The 17260-nt window shown below is 71.4% G+C and carries 8 protein-coding genes and 2 pseudogenes; 5 read left to right on the top strand and 5 right to left on the bottom strand.

Features of this window, described 5'->3' with window-relative positions; genetic code table 11:
• Positions 1-237: 237 nt before the first annotated feature.
• Positions 238-2553 carry a VWA domain-containing protein gene (locus AMK24_RS20975; RefSeq protein ID WP_242435213.1) on the top strand — a complete coding sequence of 772 codons (2316 nt, stop codon included), beginning with the start codon at positions 238-240 and terminating at the stop codon, positions 2551-2553.
• A gap of 135 nt (positions 2554-2688) precedes the next feature.
• Positions 2689-4907: pseudogene (katG, locus tag AMK24_RS20970) on the top strand (catalase/peroxidase HPI).
• Positions 4908-5036: 129 nt separating this feature from the next.
• On the opposite strand, the gene AMK24_RS20965 reads toward katG, so the two are convergent.
• A complete protein-coding gene (locus AMK24_RS20965) occupies positions 5037-5867 on the bottom strand; it encodes a DUF2785 domain-containing protein (RefSeq protein ID WP_199876470.1) in 831 nt (276 codons plus the stop codon).
• Positions 5868-6126: 259 nt separating this feature from the next.
• Between AMK24_RS20965 and AMK24_RS20960 the strand changes: the two genes are divergently transcribed.
• From AMK24_RS20960 to AMK24_RS20950, 3 genes and pseudogenes are all read left to right on the top strand, one after another.
• Positions 6127-8745 carry an excinuclease ABC subunit UvrA gene (locus tag AMK24_RS20960; protein WP_073770359.1) on the top strand — a complete coding sequence of 873 codons (2619 nt, stop codon included), beginning with the start codon at positions 6127-6129 and terminating at the stop codon, positions 8743-8745.
• Between the two features lie 115 nt (positions 8746-8860).
• Positions 8861-9112, top strand: a complete 252-nt coding sequence (locus AMK24_RS20955) for a hypothetical protein (RefSeq protein ID WP_143203724.1) — start codon at positions 8861-8863, stop codon at positions 9110-9112.
• A gap of 132 nt (positions 9113-9244) precedes the next feature.
• A pseudogene (locus AMK24_RS20950) lies at positions 9245-9433 on the top strand (IS5/IS1182 family transposase); the annotation flags it as partial.
• A 70-nt stretch (positions 9434-9503) separates the two neighbouring features.
• On the opposite strand, the gene AMK24_RS20945 reads toward AMK24_RS20950, so the two are convergent.
• Genes AMK24_RS20945 through AMK24_RS20925 form a run of 4 tightly spaced genes read right to left on the bottom strand, consistent with a single transcriptional unit; the run spans position 9504 to position 16706 of the window.
• Positions 9504-10061 (bottom strand): hypothetical protein, encoded by a 558-nt coding sequence (locus tag AMK24_RS20945; protein ID WP_073770357.1) that lies wholly within the window; start codon positions 10059-10061, stop codon positions 9504-9506.
• Positions 10058-11821: a hypothetical protein gene (locus AMK24_RS33980; RefSeq protein ID WP_158072165.1), complete on the bottom strand. Its 1764-nt coding sequence runs from the start codon at positions 11819-11821 to the stop codon at positions 10058-10060. Before AMK24_RS33980 ends, AMK24_RS20945 begins: the two co-directional genes overlap by 4 nt.
• Positions 11818-14847: a helicase HerA domain-containing protein gene (locus AMK24_RS20930; protein WP_073770354.1), complete on the bottom strand. Its 3030-nt coding sequence runs from the start codon at positions 14845-14847 to the stop codon at positions 11818-11820. The genes AMK24_RS33980 and AMK24_RS20930 overlap by 4 nt, the downstream gene beginning before the upstream one ends.
• On the bottom strand, positions 14844-16706 hold the full coding sequence (locus tag AMK24_RS20925; protein WP_079190574.1) for a hypothetical protein: 1863 nt from the start codon (positions 16704-16706) through the stop codon (positions 14844-14846). Before AMK24_RS20925 ends, AMK24_RS20930 begins: the two co-directional genes overlap by 4 nt.
• Positions 16707-17260 lie beyond the last annotated feature (554 nt).

Raw genomic sequence — 17260 nt, 5'->3', positions numbered from 1 at the left:
GCTGGAGACCGCCCGGCGCGTGCTCGCAGAACTGGCAGCCGTCCTCTCGTGATTGCCCGGGCGCGCCCCCGGACGGACGAATCTCCCGAAGCCGGCTGCCTGCCCTGTATTCCTGGGGCCCGGTAGACGGACATTCGGCCCGGGCGCTGTCTCGTTCCGGGCCCTGAGGACAGGCGAGCGCACATGGCTTCATCTCCGGGGCGAATGGCCGCGTCCGCACGGCGAACGGTGGGTGTTGTGGCCGCGGCCGTCTGCGCCGTGGGCTCCGCGGCGCTTCCCGTGCCCGGGGCACAGGCGGCCCCGGCCGATGTCCCCGCGCCGACCGCGACCACCTCTGTCGTCACCGTCCGTACGGGATCCGACCGGGTAGCGGACGACGAGGTGGGGCCGCTGGCCGGTGTCACCCTCGGACTCTTCGACGACGAGGACGCCACAAGCCCGGTCGATCCGGTGTGGGGTGTCTGCGTCTCCGACAGCGACAGCGACTGCTCCTTCACCGTGCCCGGCACCGGCCCCGGCGGTCCGCGCGAAGGAGTCACCTACACCGTGCGGCAGATCGCCGCTCCGGCCGACTGGTACACCAACCCCGTGCTCCGTACCGGGCCGGGCAGCGGCAGCGGTTCCATCACCGCCCCGTACGCCTTCCCCACCCCGGAGCTGGAAGGAGGTAAAAGGTACTCCTCCCGCGAGGACTTCATGTACAGCACGGACTACCGGACACCTCCGTACGTCGCCTCGACCGGCATCTGGCAGCAGTCCCGCGTGAATCCGCCGCTGCCACCGGCCTGCGGCCTGGACGTGGCGCTCGTCCTGGACCTGTCCGCGTCCGTGGGCAGCGCGCTGCCGTCGCTGAAGGACGCCGCCGACCAGTTCACCGACGCCCTGGCCGGCACCCCCTCGCGGCTCAGCCTGTTCTCCTTCGACCGGGAGTCCCCGTCCACCGGCACGCAGAACCACCCCGCGCTGCGCTCCGTCTCCACCCCGGAGGGCGCCGACGCCTTCAAGGAGCTCTACGCCGACTGGCAGCTCGGCTCCGGGACCAACTGGGACCAGGCGCTCTACGCGGTGGCCGAGGCGGAGCCCGTCTACGACGCGGCCATCGTCCTCACCGACGGCAACCCGACCCGCTTCAGCCGCCCGTACCAGGGCGACGGCTCCCGCACGCACTTCGCCGACGTCGAGGGCGGCATCTTCGCCGCCAACGCGGTCAAGGCGCAGGGGACCAGGGTCATCTCCATCGGCGTGGGCCGGGGCGTCGAGGGCGTCTCCGGACTCAACCTCCGGGCCATCTCCGGGCCCGAGGCGTTCACCGGAGGCAACCCGCAGACCGCCGACTACTACCAGACCACCGATTTCGCCGCAGCCGGGGCCGCCCTCAACGAACTGGCGCTGAGCCAGTGTGCCGGGACCGTGTCGGTCATCAAGCAGCTCGTGCCCGCCGACAACACCGGTGAGGACGTCTCGGGCGCATGGAACGCCGGCCCCGGCTGGAGCTTCACCGGGTCCTCCACCGAGGACCTGGGGGGCCTGCCCGCCACCCGCACCACCACCGACGACGGCACGGGCGGTGTCGTGTTCGAGCCGGAATTCCCACCGGCCACATCGCAGGCACCGGTCACCGTCCAGGAGACCCAGCGGCCGGGACACACCCTGGTGACCCAGGACGGCGCCGACGCCGTCTGCACCAACCTGGAGGACGGTTCGCCCGTCCCCGTCACCAACTCCGGCGACACCGGGTTCACCGTGCCCCTCCAACGCCTCGGCGGTATCTCCTGCACCGTCTACAACCGCCCCGCCCTCCCCCCGCAAGACCCTGCGGACGCGGACCTCGTCGTCGACAAGATCTGGAACGTCGACGGAACACGGTACGAGGACGGTGAGCAGCCTGAGGGAATCGACGCCGAGCTGACGCTCACCTGCCCCGACGACAACGGAGCCGCCCCCCAGCCCTGGGGCACAGCCCGATCCGGCTACACCCTCGGCGACCAGGTCACGGTGGACGAGGACGTCACCGTGCCCGCCGCATGCCAACTCACCGGCACCCGGATCACGCAAGTGAACGGAGCCCCGGCTTCCTCAGCCCTCCCCTACCCGGCCGAGCTGACCGAGGAGCACAACCGCATCACCGTCACCAACACCGTGACCTGCGAGAGCGACGAGGACGAGGCCCATCTCACCCTGAAGAAGAAGGTCGTCAACAACCACCGGGGGACCGCCACCCCCAGGGACTGGCTGCTGACCGCCGACGGCCCCGACCGGCTCAGCGGCCGCGGCCGCGCCGAGGACGACGTGGCCCCCGGAACGTACCGGCTCACCGAAAGCGGCCCCGACGGATACGACACATCCGGCTGGACCTGCACCGGAAAGAACGGCTCCGTGCCCGTCACCGATGACGACGAGATCACGCTCCGAGCCGATGACCGCGTCACCTGCACCGTGACCAACACCGACCGCCCGGCCCACACCCCTCCGCCCCCGACACCCGACCCCTACGGATATGGCCACGGCCACGACGGCGCCCGCTCCTCCGCACCGGGCCGCGCAACTTCCTGAGACGCACCCCCGCACCTCCCGGCGCCCCCTGGGGGGATCCCGCACGGTTGAGCTCACCGAGGTCCGGCCCCCGCTACGGGGGCCGGACCTCCCCAAGGCGTGCCCGTGCCCGAGAACGACCGTGATCAAGCCGAGATGAACGCGCTGCCCACGAACACCGAACCGACGGCGGGCGGCTGCCCCGTCACGGGCGCGCGGCAGCCCGGCCCCCTCATGGACGACGGCATCCAGCAGTGGTGGCCCGACCGGCTCGACCTCGCAGTCCCGCGCCGCCACGCCGGCTGCCCAGACCCCAACGGCAAGGACTTCGACTACGCCGCGGCGTTCGACGCGCTCGATCTGCCGGCCGTCAAGCGGGACATCCTGCAGACGCTGACCACCTCCCAGGACTGGTGGCCCGCCGACTTCGGCCACTACGGGCCGTTCATCATCCGCATGGCCTGATACCTGTCCGGGACCTACCGCGTCACCGACGGCCGGGGCGGCAACGGCGCCGGCCTCCAGCGCTTCGCCCCACTGAACTCCTGGCCCGACAACGTCAATCTGGACAAGGCGCGCCGCCTGATGTGGACGGTGAAGCAGAAGTACGGGCGCGCCCTGTCCCGGGCGGACCTCATGGTGCTGTCGGGCAACGTGGCACTGGAATCGATGGGCTTCAGGCCCCTCGGATTCGGCGGCCGCGAAGAGGTGTGGGGCCCGGACGAGGCCGTCTACTGGGGCCCCGAAAAGGTCTGGCTCACCGATGAACGGCACGAGGACGACGGCGAACTGGAGACACCGCTCGCCGCTGACACGATGGGGTTGATCTATGTCAACCCCGAAGGCCCCAAGGGCACCCCCGACCCCATGGCGTCGGCCACCGACATCCGTGAGACCTTCACCCGGATGGCGATGAACGACGAGGAGACCGTCGCCCTGTGCACCGGCGGCCACACCTTCGGCAAGACCCATGGCGCCGCGCCCTCCGACACACTCGGCCCCGAGCCGGAAGCCGCACCGGTCGAGTAGCAGGGCCCGGATGGAAGGGCACGCACGGCACCGGCAAGGGGAACGACACCGTCACCAGCGGTCTCGAGGTCATCTGGACCGACACCCCCACCTCCTGGGACAACCGTTACTTCGAGATCCTCCTCGGCTACGAAGGGGAGCTGACGAAGAGTCCGGGCGGGGCCCACCAGTGGAAGCCGCAGAACGGCGAGGGCAAGGACATCGTCCCGGACCCGCACGACCCGTCCGCCCGGCGTACCCCTTCCATGCTCACCACCGACATCGCGATGCGGGTCGACCCCGACTACGCACGGGTCTGCCGCCGCTTCCTCGAACACCCCGAGGAGTTCACCGAGGCGTTCGCCCAAGCCTGGTACAAGCTCACCCACCGCGACATGGGCCCCCTCACCCGCTGCCTCGGCCCAGAGGCCCCCGCCCAGGAGCACATCTGGCAGGACCCTCTGACCAGGCCCGCCGAAGCCGTCCTCGACCACGACGCCGTCCGGCTGCTCAGGTCCCGCGTCCTGGACGCCGGGATCCCGGTGGCCGACCTCGTGTGGATCGCCTGGTCCTCCGCGTCCACCTTCCGCGGAAGCGACAAGCGCGGCGGCGCCAACGGCGCCCGCATCCGCCTCGAACCCCAGAACGGCTGGGCCGTCAACGAGCCGCACCGGCTGTCCGCCCTCCTGCACCGGCTGGAGGACATCCGCAAGGACTTCAACTCCTCCCGCCCCCCGGGCCACGGCATCTCCCTGGCCGACCTCATCGTCCTGGCCGGCACCGTCCCCGTCGAGAAGGCCGCCGCCGACGCCGGGCACGACGTGAAGGTCGCCTTCGCACCGGTCCGGGTGGACGCCGATCAGGAGCACACCGACATCGACGGCTTCTCCTACCTGGAGCCCGAAGCCGACTGGTTCCGCAACTACGCGGGCAAGGACACCGTCCCCGCCGAGAACCGCCTCGTCGACCGGGCCGACCTGCTCCAACTGAGCGCCCAGCAGATGACCGCCCTGGTCGGCGGAGTGCGGGCCCTAGGCGTGACCTACCAGAGCACATCCCTGGGCGTGCTCACCCCGAACCCCGGCGTGCTGACCAACGACTACTTCGTCAACCTCCTCGACCAGGGCACCTCGTGGAGTCCCGCCGCACACGACCCCACGGTCTACGAGGGACGCGACACCGCCACCGGCACACCCCGCTGGACGGCGAGCCGCGCAGACCTGGCCTTCGGCTCCCACGCCGAACTCCGCGCCCTCACCGAGGTCTACGCCAGCGCGGACGGGGCGACGAAGTTCGTCGAGGACTTCGCCGCAGCCTGGACCCACGTCATGAACCTGGACCGGTTCGACCTGCGCACCCGCTCCTGACGCGACAAAGCCCAACTGGGCTGTGCTTCAGGAGCCATGGGGCTGGCTGGTCCGGCGTGTGTCGGGTACCCGCCGTTGGGAGCGCCTCCGGTCTCCGGGAGATGGGCGCCCCTCGGTGGCACCTGCCGGTCATGCCCCCTGGAAGACCAGAGCCAGTACCTCCGTCAGGCGCCGCTTCAGCCCTTCCGCGTGTAGGGGGTGCACGGGGGCGGGGGCACCGTCGATCCGGACGCCGGTGTCGGCGAGAAGGTACAGCATCCTGAGCGTGCGCATGGCGTTGGAGGTGTGTGCGGCCACGGTGGGAGCGCCGCGCCGGCCGGCGGCGAAGTCCGTCTCGATCGCGTCCAGCCAGCCGGTGGCGTCGGCCAGGGAGAGTTCCGGGCGGGTCAGCGTGCGGGCGATGCCCTGGGCGAGGCGGTCGTCTTCCTGCTGGGCGAAAATCTCGTCGGTCGGGGCCACGAGCCGCTCCGCCGTCAGTTCCAGCATCTTCCTTGGGTCGACGTCCGGGTGGAGCCCGAAGGCGCCCAGCAGGTCGGCGCCGTGGGCGACGGCGTGGAGCCAGCCGAGTTCGCGGTCATACCCGCGCAGGTCCGTCTCGGCGGGGAACCAACGCCGGAAGGCGGCGAGCCAGGTCGGGTCGAAGTCGCCGCGACGAACGATCATGTCGAGCACGAGCGGGGCGAAGGTACGTGCCTGGATGTCCGGGTCGTCGAACCGGTCGGCCATCACCGTGCCCAGGCGGGCGCGCAGCGGCTGGTCGATGACGTCCCGTTGGATCCAGGTGCGCAGCACCACGTAAGGGGCACCGTCGCGGATGTTCGGGTCCGGGTGGCGGAGGGCCTCGGCCAGTTCTGCGGCCAGGGCCGGAAGTTCGGCCGTCGCCGGGGCGGGGCAGTCGTTCTCGTAAAGGTGCAGCCAGCGGGCCGCGTCGATGGGAGGCCTGTGGTCGGTCTTGGTCACTGCCTCACCTTTGGCCAGGGCCTCCGACAAGACAACCGATTATCGGACGGATATGTGGGGCGACAGGCGGCCCTGATCCAGGGGACCACCTGCCCGCAGCCAGGCCGGTCGGCGACTACGGGACCTCTCCTGGGGTCTGCCGCTCATTCCCGGCGGCCGGGGTTCACGCCCACTGTCTGATCGCCGCGACGGGGACGGCCCCAGCGCGTGCCCACGAACTGGAAGGGCCGAATCCGCCGATGCCGCCTACGCTTGGATCATGCGCTCCACCGGCAGGAAGACCGCCAGGGAGACGGTCGCACGCGGCGACTCGCAGGCCCGTGATGACGCGATGGTGTGCGTCCGCGACGCCACCGAGCACAATCTGCGCGGCGTCGACGTCGACATCCCGCGCGACCGGCTCGTCGCCTTCACCGGTGTCTCCGGTTCGGGGAAGTCCTCCTTGGCCTTCGGGACGATCTTCTCCGCCTCGCAGCAACGCTATCTGGAGTCGATCTCCCCCTACGCCCGCCGCCTCATCGACCAGGGTTCCGCGCCCCGTGTCGGGGAGATCTCCGGGCTGCCTCCGGCGGTGGCGCTGCGCCAGACCTACGGCGGCGCCAGCTCCCGCTCCACCGTCGGCACGGTCTCCCACGTCTCCAACGTGCTGCGGATGCTGTACTCCCGCGCCGGTACGTACCCCGCCGGCCGGGGCCCGGAGGAACTGGCCGGCACCTTCCCCCGCGACGCCGCCCCGCTGGACTCCGACGCGTTCTCCCCGAACACGGCCGTCGGCGCCTGCCGGACCTGCCACGGCCTGGGCCGACTGCACGTGGTGGACGAGTCGACGCTGGTGGCCGACGAGGACCGGTCCATCCGCGACGGCGCGATCGCGGCCTGGCCGAACGGTTGGGCACGGGGCAACTACCGCGACATTCTCGCCACCCTCGGCCTCGATGTCGACGTGCCTTTTCGCGAGCTGCCCCCGGCGACACGGGACTGGCTGCTGCTGACGGACGAGCACCCGACGGTGGAGGTGCGCCCGGACCGGGGGGAGGGCTACGACGGCTCGTACATGGGCACGTACACCAGCCCCCGCTCGTGGGTGCTCCACGCTTTCGGCACCACCAAGTCGGCGGCGATGCGCGCGAAGGCGGCGGCGTTCCTCAGCGACGAGCTCTGCCCGACCTGCCAGGGCCGCCGGCTCAACCCCGACGCCCTCGCCGTGACGATCGCGGGGGAGAACATCGCGACGGCCAACGCGCTCCCCCTGTCCCACCTGGCGCAGTTCCTGGAGTCGGCCCGCACCGACCTCCGCACCCACGCCCTGCCCACCGCCCGCCGCCAGGCCGCCGAAGCCCTGATCGGCGGCCTGCTCTCCCATCTGGGCAACCTGATCGGCCTGGGCCTGGGATACCTCTCGGTGGGCCGCACCACCGCCACCCTCTCGGGCGGCGAGCTGCAGCGCCTGCACCTGGCGACGCAGATGCGCAGCGGCCTCTTCGGCGTCCTGTACGTCCTGGACGAGCCGTCCGCGGGGCTGCACCCGGCGGACACCGCCACGCTGCTGACGGCGCTGGAGCGGCTGCGCGCGGCCGGCAACAGTGTGTACGTGGTCGAGCACAATCCGCAGGTGATCGAGGCGGCGGACTGGATCGTGGACCTGGGGCCGGGAGCGGGCCGCCACGGGGGCGAGGTCCTGTACAACGGGCCCGCCCGGGACATCACCACGGCCGAGGACTCGGTGACGGCCCGCTATCTGGTCGCCCACGTCCCCGACGCCCCCCGCCCCGCGGTGACCCGCACCGCGCGGGGTTGGCTGGAGCTGCGCGGGGTGAGCGGCCACAACCTCCGGGAGGTCGACGCGCGCTTCCCGGTGGGTGTACTGACCGCGGTGACCGGGGTCTCGGGCTCGGGGAAATCGACCCTGGTGGAGCGGGCCCTCGCGGATACCCTGCGCACCCACTTGCACTTCACCCCGGCGGCCGACGAGGAGGAGGATGTCGGCGACCTCGGCCGCGGAGCGGCGGGTCCGACGGAACCGGACGACGACGGCGCCTGGGCACCCAACGAGGACCTCGTCACGGTGGCCGACGCAAACGGCCTGGACCAGATCGACCGCCTGGTGTCCGTCGACCAGAAGCCGATCGGCCGCACACCCCGCTCCAACCTCGCGACGTACACCGGCCTCTTCGACAGCGTCCGCAAGCTGTACGCCGCCCAGCCGGAAGCGAAGAGGCGCCGTTTCACGGCGAGCCGCTTCTCTTTCAATATGGCCGCGGGCCGTTGCCCGGCCTGCCTGGGTGACGGCGTGGTGAGCATCGAGATGCTGTTCCTGCCCACGGAGACAGCACCCTGCCCCGTCTGCGAGGGAGGCCGGTACAACCCCGACACCCTCACGGTGACGGTGAAGGGCAGGACGATCGCGGACGTCCTGTCCCTGACGGTCGAGGAGGCGGAGGCGTTCTTCGCCGACCTGCCCCCCGCGGCCCGGATCCTCACCCTCCTCAAGGACATCGGCCTCGGCTACCTGACCCTGGGCCAGTCCGCGACGACGCTCTCGGGCGGTGAGGCCCAACGCATCAAGCTGGTCAGCGAGTTGCACCGCGCGCCCAAGGGCCACACCCTCTACCTCCTGGACGAGCCCACCTCGGGCCTGCACCCCGCGGACGTGGACCGACTGGTCACCCAGCTCCAGAGGCTGGTGGACGCGGGCAACACGGTCGTCGTCGTGGAGCACGACCTGCGCACGATCGCCGCGGCCGACCACCTTATCGACCTGGGGCCTGGAGCAGGCCACGAGGGCGGCCGCATCATCGCCACAGGCACACCGGAAGAGGTGGCCGGCACCAGCACCCCCACAGCCCGCTACCTGGCCCCCTGCCTCACCCGCACCTGACAGGCCCGTGTTCTCACCGATGCCGATCTCCACCCTTCAGGGCTGCGCAATACGGCCTCGACACGACCTTCCAGCACGGCGCCGGGGGCCTGGTCTACGGCCTGCCGCTATGCCCATGAGGACCGGAAGCTCCACGGCCCCAGACGTCGAAGACGGCCAGGACAGCTTCTGGATGTGGCAGTCGGTCACCTCGGCGCTCTTCCAGCGGAAGACCGCTACGGTGCCGTGGGAGGCGGCAGCGCCGTTCTCCACGCCGGGGCCCGTGTCGCCGGTCTCGTCGCGCAGGGCGATGCTCACCTCGGAGCTGGAGCCCTGGCTGGAATGCTTCAGCTCCTCGGAGGAATCACCCAGCATGACCGAGGGGTAGGAAGTGAGCTCTTTCAGAGTGGCCACTGATCGAGTGACCCAGACCGAGTCAGGATGAGGACCGCAACGCACAGGGCTCCCGTGCCGTTGGGGGAGGTGTCCGAAGTCTCAACCCATCGGTACAGGAGCCCTGTTGGTCCCCTATTCTGCCGCACTCGACCTGCCCCATACTCTGGTCGAGTGGGTATCCATGCTCATCGCCACCCGTGAGGGCGGCCGCCGCTGCAAACTCCCGCCCCACCAGCGCGCCCTCGGCGGCCTGGCCCACCTTCGCCGGCACAACACACGCGCGCAGATCGCCGCCGACTTCAGCATATCCGTACCCCGGAGCGTCAACGCTGAAAATGCTCACTGTCTGACCACCCGGGGCGACGAAGATCGGAACCAGAAATTCACCCCTGAGAGGCCTGCCTCTTGAGGAGTTTCCCCCGAATTTGCCCCGCGCGCGAATAGCGCCCGAACGCCTCCTGGTTCAACTGCCTCGCCCCCGACTCCCGGAAAGCCGTCCGAATCACATCATTGAGGAGAACATCAGGGTGAGCCTTCGTGACCTCGTCAACAAGGCTGCGCAGGAAACGACCGGCAGATCCCACCAGGTCGACGAACGAGCACTCCCCCTCCGTTCCGCTGCGAGTATCGACCACCCGCACCGCGTCACCGACCTGCTCCAGGCGAAGGTTCGGGCCCCCCTCCGCATCGAACTCAATGGCACCGTCGACCGCCAGGATATTGACCGCATAACGGAGAGCCAATGCGAAGTCGAGCAGCGGAGTCTTCCTGTAACCCCATACGGAGCCCCCGAACTCAACATCGACCGACCCGAGGAACCACCGCTCGCGGACGACCCACTCTTCGGCGTTCAGGATCGCCAACTGGTCACTCGGAAGCGAGGGAGGAACATCACCCACCCCTTCACCGAGCACGTAAGAAATTACAACGGATTCACTCATGACTGCTCCGCTCCATAAATCGGATTCCAGGGGTATACGTCTCGAACGCTATGTTCACCAGTCACGTAATTCGGGTCATTCATAATAACCTCCACGTGATCGAGTGGATAATTTCCGTGAGCCGCACCAGCACGGCCAATATATCCTTCGTCGCCAACGGATTCCGGCATTTCGGCACGATGGATTGTACCCGTTCTGCCCAACGTATTAGGGATTCCTTGGGGGTCCTGCTCCAGGGTCAACGCCGTGACCTCGTCCAAGCCCTCGCGAGGAATGGTGAAATAGGTCTTGTCAGGGAAATCCTCCGCCCCAGGCATGAAGTGTCGCCCTTCGATGTAGTCACGCTGCTCCGCATGGAGAACGTAATCGGCGGCGCTTGCGTCATCAGCCGTTTCGGCATCCTCACCCTCCAGATCCTCCGGTGCACCCTCACCGTCAACAGCGGTCTCGTCATCAGCTTGAGTCCCCCCGTCGATCGGATCGTCGGAATCCGGCGGCTGATCACCGTCCGCCCGGCTCTCAGCACGTGCGTCTTCCTCACCAGTCGCCTCGACGTCCGAGTCGCGGTCAGGTGTGAAGCCCTGGGAGACCTCGTCGGCGCGGGCGCCGACGAGGTCTCCCGCGGTGGCCCTGTCCGCCGCGTCGACCGTGGTCCTGATCAGGGCCACACCGCCGGCTCCAATCGCGGCCACTCCGGCCTTGACCGTGCCTTCGGCCACGGTGCCCACCGTCTGGGCGAGTTCGTCGCCGGGGGCCGGAGCTCCTCCGGTCTCCGCGGCCTGCTGGTCGGCGTCCGTCGGGTCGTCGTGGTCCGTGCGTTCCGCTTCGGGTGAGGTCGCGGAATCGGGCGGGGGCGTGTCCTGCGCAGCCGTGTCCTGAGCAGCGTCGTGCTCGGCCTCGGAGTGCGGTTCGCGTTCGGCGTCGGGTCGGAGTTCGCGTTCGCGTCCGAGTTCCCCTTCGGGTTCGGGGTCCTGTTCCGCGGCCGGCTCCGGCTCGGCTTCGGATTCCGGTCCGGCGTCCGCGTCGCGCTCCCGGTCAGGGGCGGGCACCGGCTTCGATTCCGGTTCCGGGTCCGGGCCAACCTCCGGCTCGGGCTCCGCTTCTGGCTCCGGTTCGCGCTCCGGTTCCGCTTCTGGCTCCGGTTCGCGCTCCGATTCCCGCTCGGGCTCCGGCTCCCGCTCCTGCTCGGGTTGTTTCTCGGGTTCTGGTTCCCGCTCGGACTCGGATTCGGACTCGGGGTCCGGCTCCGGTTCGGGTTCGGGTTCGGGGTCAGGGCCCGGCTCCGGTTCGGGTTCTGACTCCTGTTTCCGGGACTCCGGCTGCTCCGGGGTCTGCTCCTCGGGAGCCGCCTCTTCCGGTGGGTTGTCGGTCGGTTCCGGGGAGGGGGGTTCGGTCTGGTCGCGGGTGGGGCCGTCCGTTTCGGGCGGGGCCGGGTCCTCGGGGGCGCCGGGCGTGGTGGGTTCCTGGGGGGCCGCCGGCGGCTGCGCTTCGGTCGGGCTCCCCGGCTCGGCCTCCTGGGGTGCGTCCACCGGCGGCGGGTCCGGGACGTGGTCGCCGTCCAACGACTGTTCGGCGGCGGGCGTGGCGGGGTTCGTATCCGAGGTCGCGTCGGAGTTCGTGTCCGTTGCCGCTTCGGCGTCCGTCGCCCCCGCCGCCTCCCCCGGTTCGTCGCCGTCGCGGGGCGCGTCCGACGGCGGCTCCGGGGGCGGGGGCGGCGGGGGCGGGGGCGGGACGTCGACCGGGCCGCCGAGTTCGCTCATGGACGGGTTCCCTTCTCGCGGGCGCATTCCAGCGCCACCCGTGTCGCCGTCTCCGCCACCACCGCGCGCAGGCGCGGCCCCGCCGCGCAGGCCATCGCGAACGCCCGCGTGACGTGCTCCTCCGTCGTGCCGCCGGTCACCGCCGCCACCGCGTCGCGCAGCCCGCTGCGTTCCACGTCCCCGACCCGGGCATGGACCCGCTCCTGCCGGTACCCCGGCAGGGCGTGGATCTGGAGGCGGTGGTCCGTCGCCGACGTACCGGTCAGGACCAGGCCCCGGGAGGCCCACTGGGACTCGTGCTCCGGGTAGGTGTGCGGGCCGTCCGGAGCTGCGGCCTTGGCCGCGTGGACGGCCCGGATGACATCCCGGAACCGGTAGTTCGCGTACGTGTAGCGCCGCGGGTCGCCGCCCGGCGGGTCGGTGCCCAGCAGCTCGGCGCGGAGCACGGTGTGCAGGCGCCGGGCGAAGTCGCCGGGATCGACCTCGTCGCGCATCAGGGACTCGCGGGCGGACAGCGCACGTTCCACCCCGTACACCAGGGTGCATTCCAGGTCGCGGTCCGCGAGCGCCGTCAACGCGGTCCGGACCCGGTCGGACGGACCCGGCGCGTCCTTGCCCATCGCCTGGGCCGAGGCCGCCACGTCCGTCCAGATCAGTTGAAGGGGCTCCACGGCTCGGTGGTGGGAGTCGTTCATCGTGCGCAGGGTGCACGGCTCGCGGCGGCAGGAGGCCCCGCACAGCGGGCTACGGCTGCCGAGCAACGGCGGCTTCACCGACGCGCCCTCGGCGCTCTCGGCGTGCTCCCCGTGCGGGATGGCCGTCAGAACGGGCCGGTCCATGCCGTCCGCGGCGATGGCGGCCCGGCCGGGCGGCAGGGCGACGACGTTCTCGCTCTGCTCGGGCTGGAGGTTCATCGTCGCGCCGACCGCGCGCCGGTCGTCCTCGGCAGGCAGTCGGTGCATGATCTTCAGCGCGCTGTTCTTGATGACGTCGGGCAGGATCTTGCTGGGGATCTGCTCGACGATCACGACGCCCTCGCCGTACGCCCGGATCTCCGCGAGCAGAGAGGCGAAGAGTTCGACGGCGGCCGCCGCCGGCCCGTCCTCCACGTTCTTCAGGAGCCGGTGCGCCTCCTCCACCACCAGGACGTGGCGCAGCGGGACCCCGCCGGCGCCGTGGTGCACCCGCAGGTGCTCGACCAGGCGGATGAGGACGGCGCCGATGAGGAAGGCCTTGTCCTGGTCGTTGGTGATCGTCTCCAGTTCGAGGACCACGTTCCCGGCGAGCAGCCCGCCGATGTCCAGGGGGTGGCCGCCCTCGAAGAACCGGCCCGGCGCGCCCTCCCGGAGCGAGCCCATCCGGACGTCGACGAAGCCCCGCACGTCGGCGGTGACCTCCTTGCCGTACCCGATCATCTCGACGACCTGGCGGGCGGTGGCCTGGAGTTCGCCCAGGGTCGGGTAGCGGGCCGTCCGCGGCTCGTCCGGCTCGTCCAGTACGTACTTGGGCTTGTGGGCCGGGCGCGGTTCGCCGGTGACGAGGTCCCATCCGGCGGCCGTGTAGCACTGGGACAGGGCCCGTGACAGCACCTGCGGGAAGGGCTCGTGCCCCTCGAACGCCGCGAGGAACAGGGCCCGTACGAGGTCCACGTGGCTCTGCAGCGGAAAGCCCGGCTCCGGCTCCAGCGGGTTGAGCGAGGCGGGGGCCACGTCCACGTCGCCGGGCCGGATCACGGTGACGCGCCGGGCGTGCTCGGGTCCTCCCGCCGCGGCGAGGCGGCCGGCGATGCGCGCGTACTCGGCCTTCGCCGGCTCGACCGCCAGCCAGGGGACCGGCCGGTCGTGTGTGGACAGGGCGGTGAGCAGGCTCCGTACCGTCTGGGACTTGCCCGAGCCGGTCGCCCCGCAGACGAAGGCGTGCCGGTTGAGGGTGGAGCGGGAGACGCGGAGCCGGCCGGCGGGCAGGAGGGCCTCGTCGAGGATGTCGCCGATCAGGAAGGCGTCGGGGTCGTGTCCGGTGTCGTCGGAGGTGACGTCGAACCGGTTCGGGGCCACCGTGCGGATGCCCGGAAGCTCCCGCGCGGGCGGCCGGGCCAGTGCCGCGACCAGTTCGGCGGGGGCGACGAAGGGCACGCTGCCCGGCGGCCGGGCGGCGCCCGCGGCCGGGGCCGCCGCCGGTCGTGGCGTGACGGCGGTCAGCGCCTCAGCGAAGGGCATCGGCCGCCGCGCCGGTACGAGCACGTACGGCAGCTCGTCGAGGTCGCCGGCGCCGCACAGCAGGGCCGCCGAGGCGAGCGCCGACTCGGGCCGCTCGGCGCCGACCAGCACGCGCACGTCCCACACCCCGGTGGCCAGGGCCCGGGTCAGCTCGCGGTAGCGGGCCTCGGCCCGGTCGGCCGCCACCCGGTCGGCGGCGGAGTTCTCGCGCTGGCGCAGCCGGGGCAGCTGGACGGCGAGTGCCGCGCGCTCCTGTTCCAGTCTCTCGTAGGGGACGGGCTCGGCCAGGACGAGCCAGGCGAAGGCGTCCGGGAGGTGGGCGACCGCGTCGTCGAAGGAACCGCGGCGTTCGCCCGGCAGGACGCGCTCGTCGTCGCCCAGGCGCAGAACGTCGTGGGAGCCGGGGCAGGGGACCCAGAAGGGCAGCCGTTCCAGCAGGGCGACCGTCTCGCCGGCCGGGACGTCGCGGGCGGTGGAGCCGGGCGGGTAGCGCAGGGGGCGCTGCGCCCCGTCCGCGGCGGGCTCGTCGCCCGCGGGCGGGAAGACGGGCGCTCCGCCCACCAGGAAGTGCAGCGGCCGGTGCCGGCCGGGGCGTATCCATGCCGCGGCCAGACCTGCCGTGCGGTGCTCCCCACCGGTCGGGGGCGCGGAGAGCACGGCGTGGGCCGCCGTGACGGCGGCGGTGAGCTGGGCGGCCGTACGGTCCTCCGTACGGCCGTCCTCGGGCCGCCGGGGCACGGTGATCAGGCGGTGGAAGCGGTACGCGCCGAGTCCGGCGGGTCGGGTCGCGCCCCCGGTGCCGGGGCTCACGTCAGGGCCGCGCGGGGGCGGGTGGAGAGCCGGGGCAGGAAGTTGATGCCGGGATTGCAGTCCCCGAACACGACGCGTCGGCCCGCCGGCCCGGTTTCCACGAGGACCAGGCCGGTCACCGGGAGGGCCTGGAGCTGGGTGGGTTCGATCGCGAACTCGTAGACGCGGCTGAGGTTCTCGCCGGTCGTCGTGGACCGGGCGGTGGAGGTGTTGGTCGAGTCCTGCCAGCTGCGCGAGAGGGAGGTCGAGAAGGAGCTGGAGCTCCCCCAGCTGCTGCCGGAGGTGGTGCCGTCCGTGTCCGAGACACCCCCTTGACCGCCGTAGCTGCTGCCGCGGCCCTCGGTGAGGGTCTCCCCGACCTGCCGGGTCAGCTGGTTGACGAGGAACTTGTGCTCCTGCCCGATGAACTGCGCGGCGGCCTTGGCCTCCTCGCCGTTGCCCATGCGCATGAACACCGTCGCGCTGTCCGCTCCGCCGGCGACCTGGACGGTGCCCTCCCGCAGGTGTTCGAGCAGGAACACGAGCCGGACACCGGCCGTGCGGGCCTCGCGCGCCATCGATTCCAGGGCGTCACGGCCGAGGTGGTCGGCTCCGGCGACGACGAGGGTTCCCGAGCCGTGCGCCACGGCTCGGGTGCGCAGTGCGTGGACCAGCCGGAAGAAGACGAAGCGGTCGGTGAGGTCCTTGCGGCGCCGCACGGAGTCCTCGGTCGTGACGATCGTCAGTCCGCCGGGCCGCCACCAGTCCGCGGCGCGGCCGCCGCCGGGGACGGCGGCCTCCCGCCCCCTCGGCGTGAGCAGTTCCGTCTGCGCCCGGACGTAACGCAGTTCGTTCTGGACGCGCTCGCCCTGGCCCAGGAGGTCGACGGCCCGGGTGATCGACTCGACTTCGGTGGGGCTGAGCGGCCCGGGCGCGCCGGGGGCGGGATCGTAGACGCGGAGCAGGACGCGCAGCCCGGCGGCGAGCCGGGCGAAGGTGACGGGGCCTTCGAGCAGTTCCGCGACGGTCTGGACGAGGTCCACGTCGATGGTGTGGAGGTCCACGTCCGCGCCGGGCGGCCGCATGGTGCCCAGCGCCTCGGCCATGGTCTCGGCCAGCTCTTCGGGAGTGAACTCCGCGCTCAGGTCGGCGTCGAGCAGGGCCCCGGGCATGGGTACGTGGGCGACGCCGATGTCCCGGCGCGCGGCGAGGCCGGCGAGTTCGAGGGCGACGGCCTGCTGAGTGAGGTCCAGGACGACGAGCGGGGCGCCACCGCCGAGGAGCGGCCCGCCGACCGTGGCGAGCAGGCTGGCCCAGCCGTTGCCCGTACCGCCGAACACGTCGATCCGGCTGGGACCGGAGGTGAGGGAGAGCGGGAACCAGATGTCCAGCGTGTCGTTGTGCCGCAGATGCTCCGCGTGGTGGGCGTCGATCCGGCTCTGCCAGGCGCGCCGGCGCTGCTGGTGGTCCCGCTGGGCTCTGGTGCGGGCGGCTTCCAGGCGGCGGCGGGCGGCTCCCAGCCTGGCGGCCGGAGAGGTCGCGGCCATGAGGACGATGAGGAGGAGGACGACGATCACGACGGCGGACGGGCCGCCGGCGGCGTAGGCGACGATGCCCGCGAGCAGGAGGAGGCAGCCCGTGCCCCTGTTCTTCCGGGCGGTCAGGGCGCGTTCCTCCATGGCGCGGACCTCGTCGCCGGAGGGTTCGGAGTAGACGGGCGGATGCTGGGCGTCGCGGTGTGCGGGGGGCGCGGGCGGCTGGACGAACTCCCAGCCCCAGCGCTCCTGGCCGGTGAAGACCCGCCGCGCCAGTTCCGCTCCGGCGTCCGGCTCCCCCCCGTCCCGAGGTCCGGTCGCCGGTGCGCTCTCGGCAGTGCTCATGACGCCCCCCTGTGGATGTCGGAGCATCCTGACTTTCCGGAATGCCCCTGTCAGCTCCCGGGGGCTGCGCGGGAGACCTTTTTGGCCAGAAGTCACCCATGAATGACCAGAGTTGATGCCCCGTCACACATTCGGACCGACGCGCTCCGCCGCGAGGCCCGCGATCCGGGCCGGGCCGGTGCGGCGGGCCGACGGCCCCATGGCCACAGGGCGGGGCAGCGTCTTGGCCGTCATGCCCCGCTTCAAGGGACTGCCGTGGGGCTTCCCGGGGAAGCGGCTGCCCCGCCGCGGGCCGTCAACCGGCTGCTCGGTCAACAGGACGGTCACCGGAAAAAGAGAGCACGTTGGAAGAAGCCCGTACGCGGCAGGACTGGTGTGATGAGCGATTGTTCCCCTCCCACCCAGACCGTGGAGGTCAGGCATGGCCATCAGTACCGGAACGTCACCTCTCACCTTTCGCGGCGGGCTCGACGCCGTCAACACCCGTCACCACCAACTCGGCCTGCGCGTGTTCCTGTTCATCGTCGTCGCACACTGGGCGGAGCACCTGGTCC

It is taken from the genome of Streptomyces sp. CB02366, from assembly GCF_001905905.1.
In the GTDB taxonomy this organism is placed as follows: Bacteria; Actinomycetota; Actinomycetes; order Streptomycetales; family Streptomycetaceae; genus Streptomyces.
Note: the sequence above shows the minus strand (reverse complement) of the source record. Positions and strands in the feature narration are given on the sequence as shown.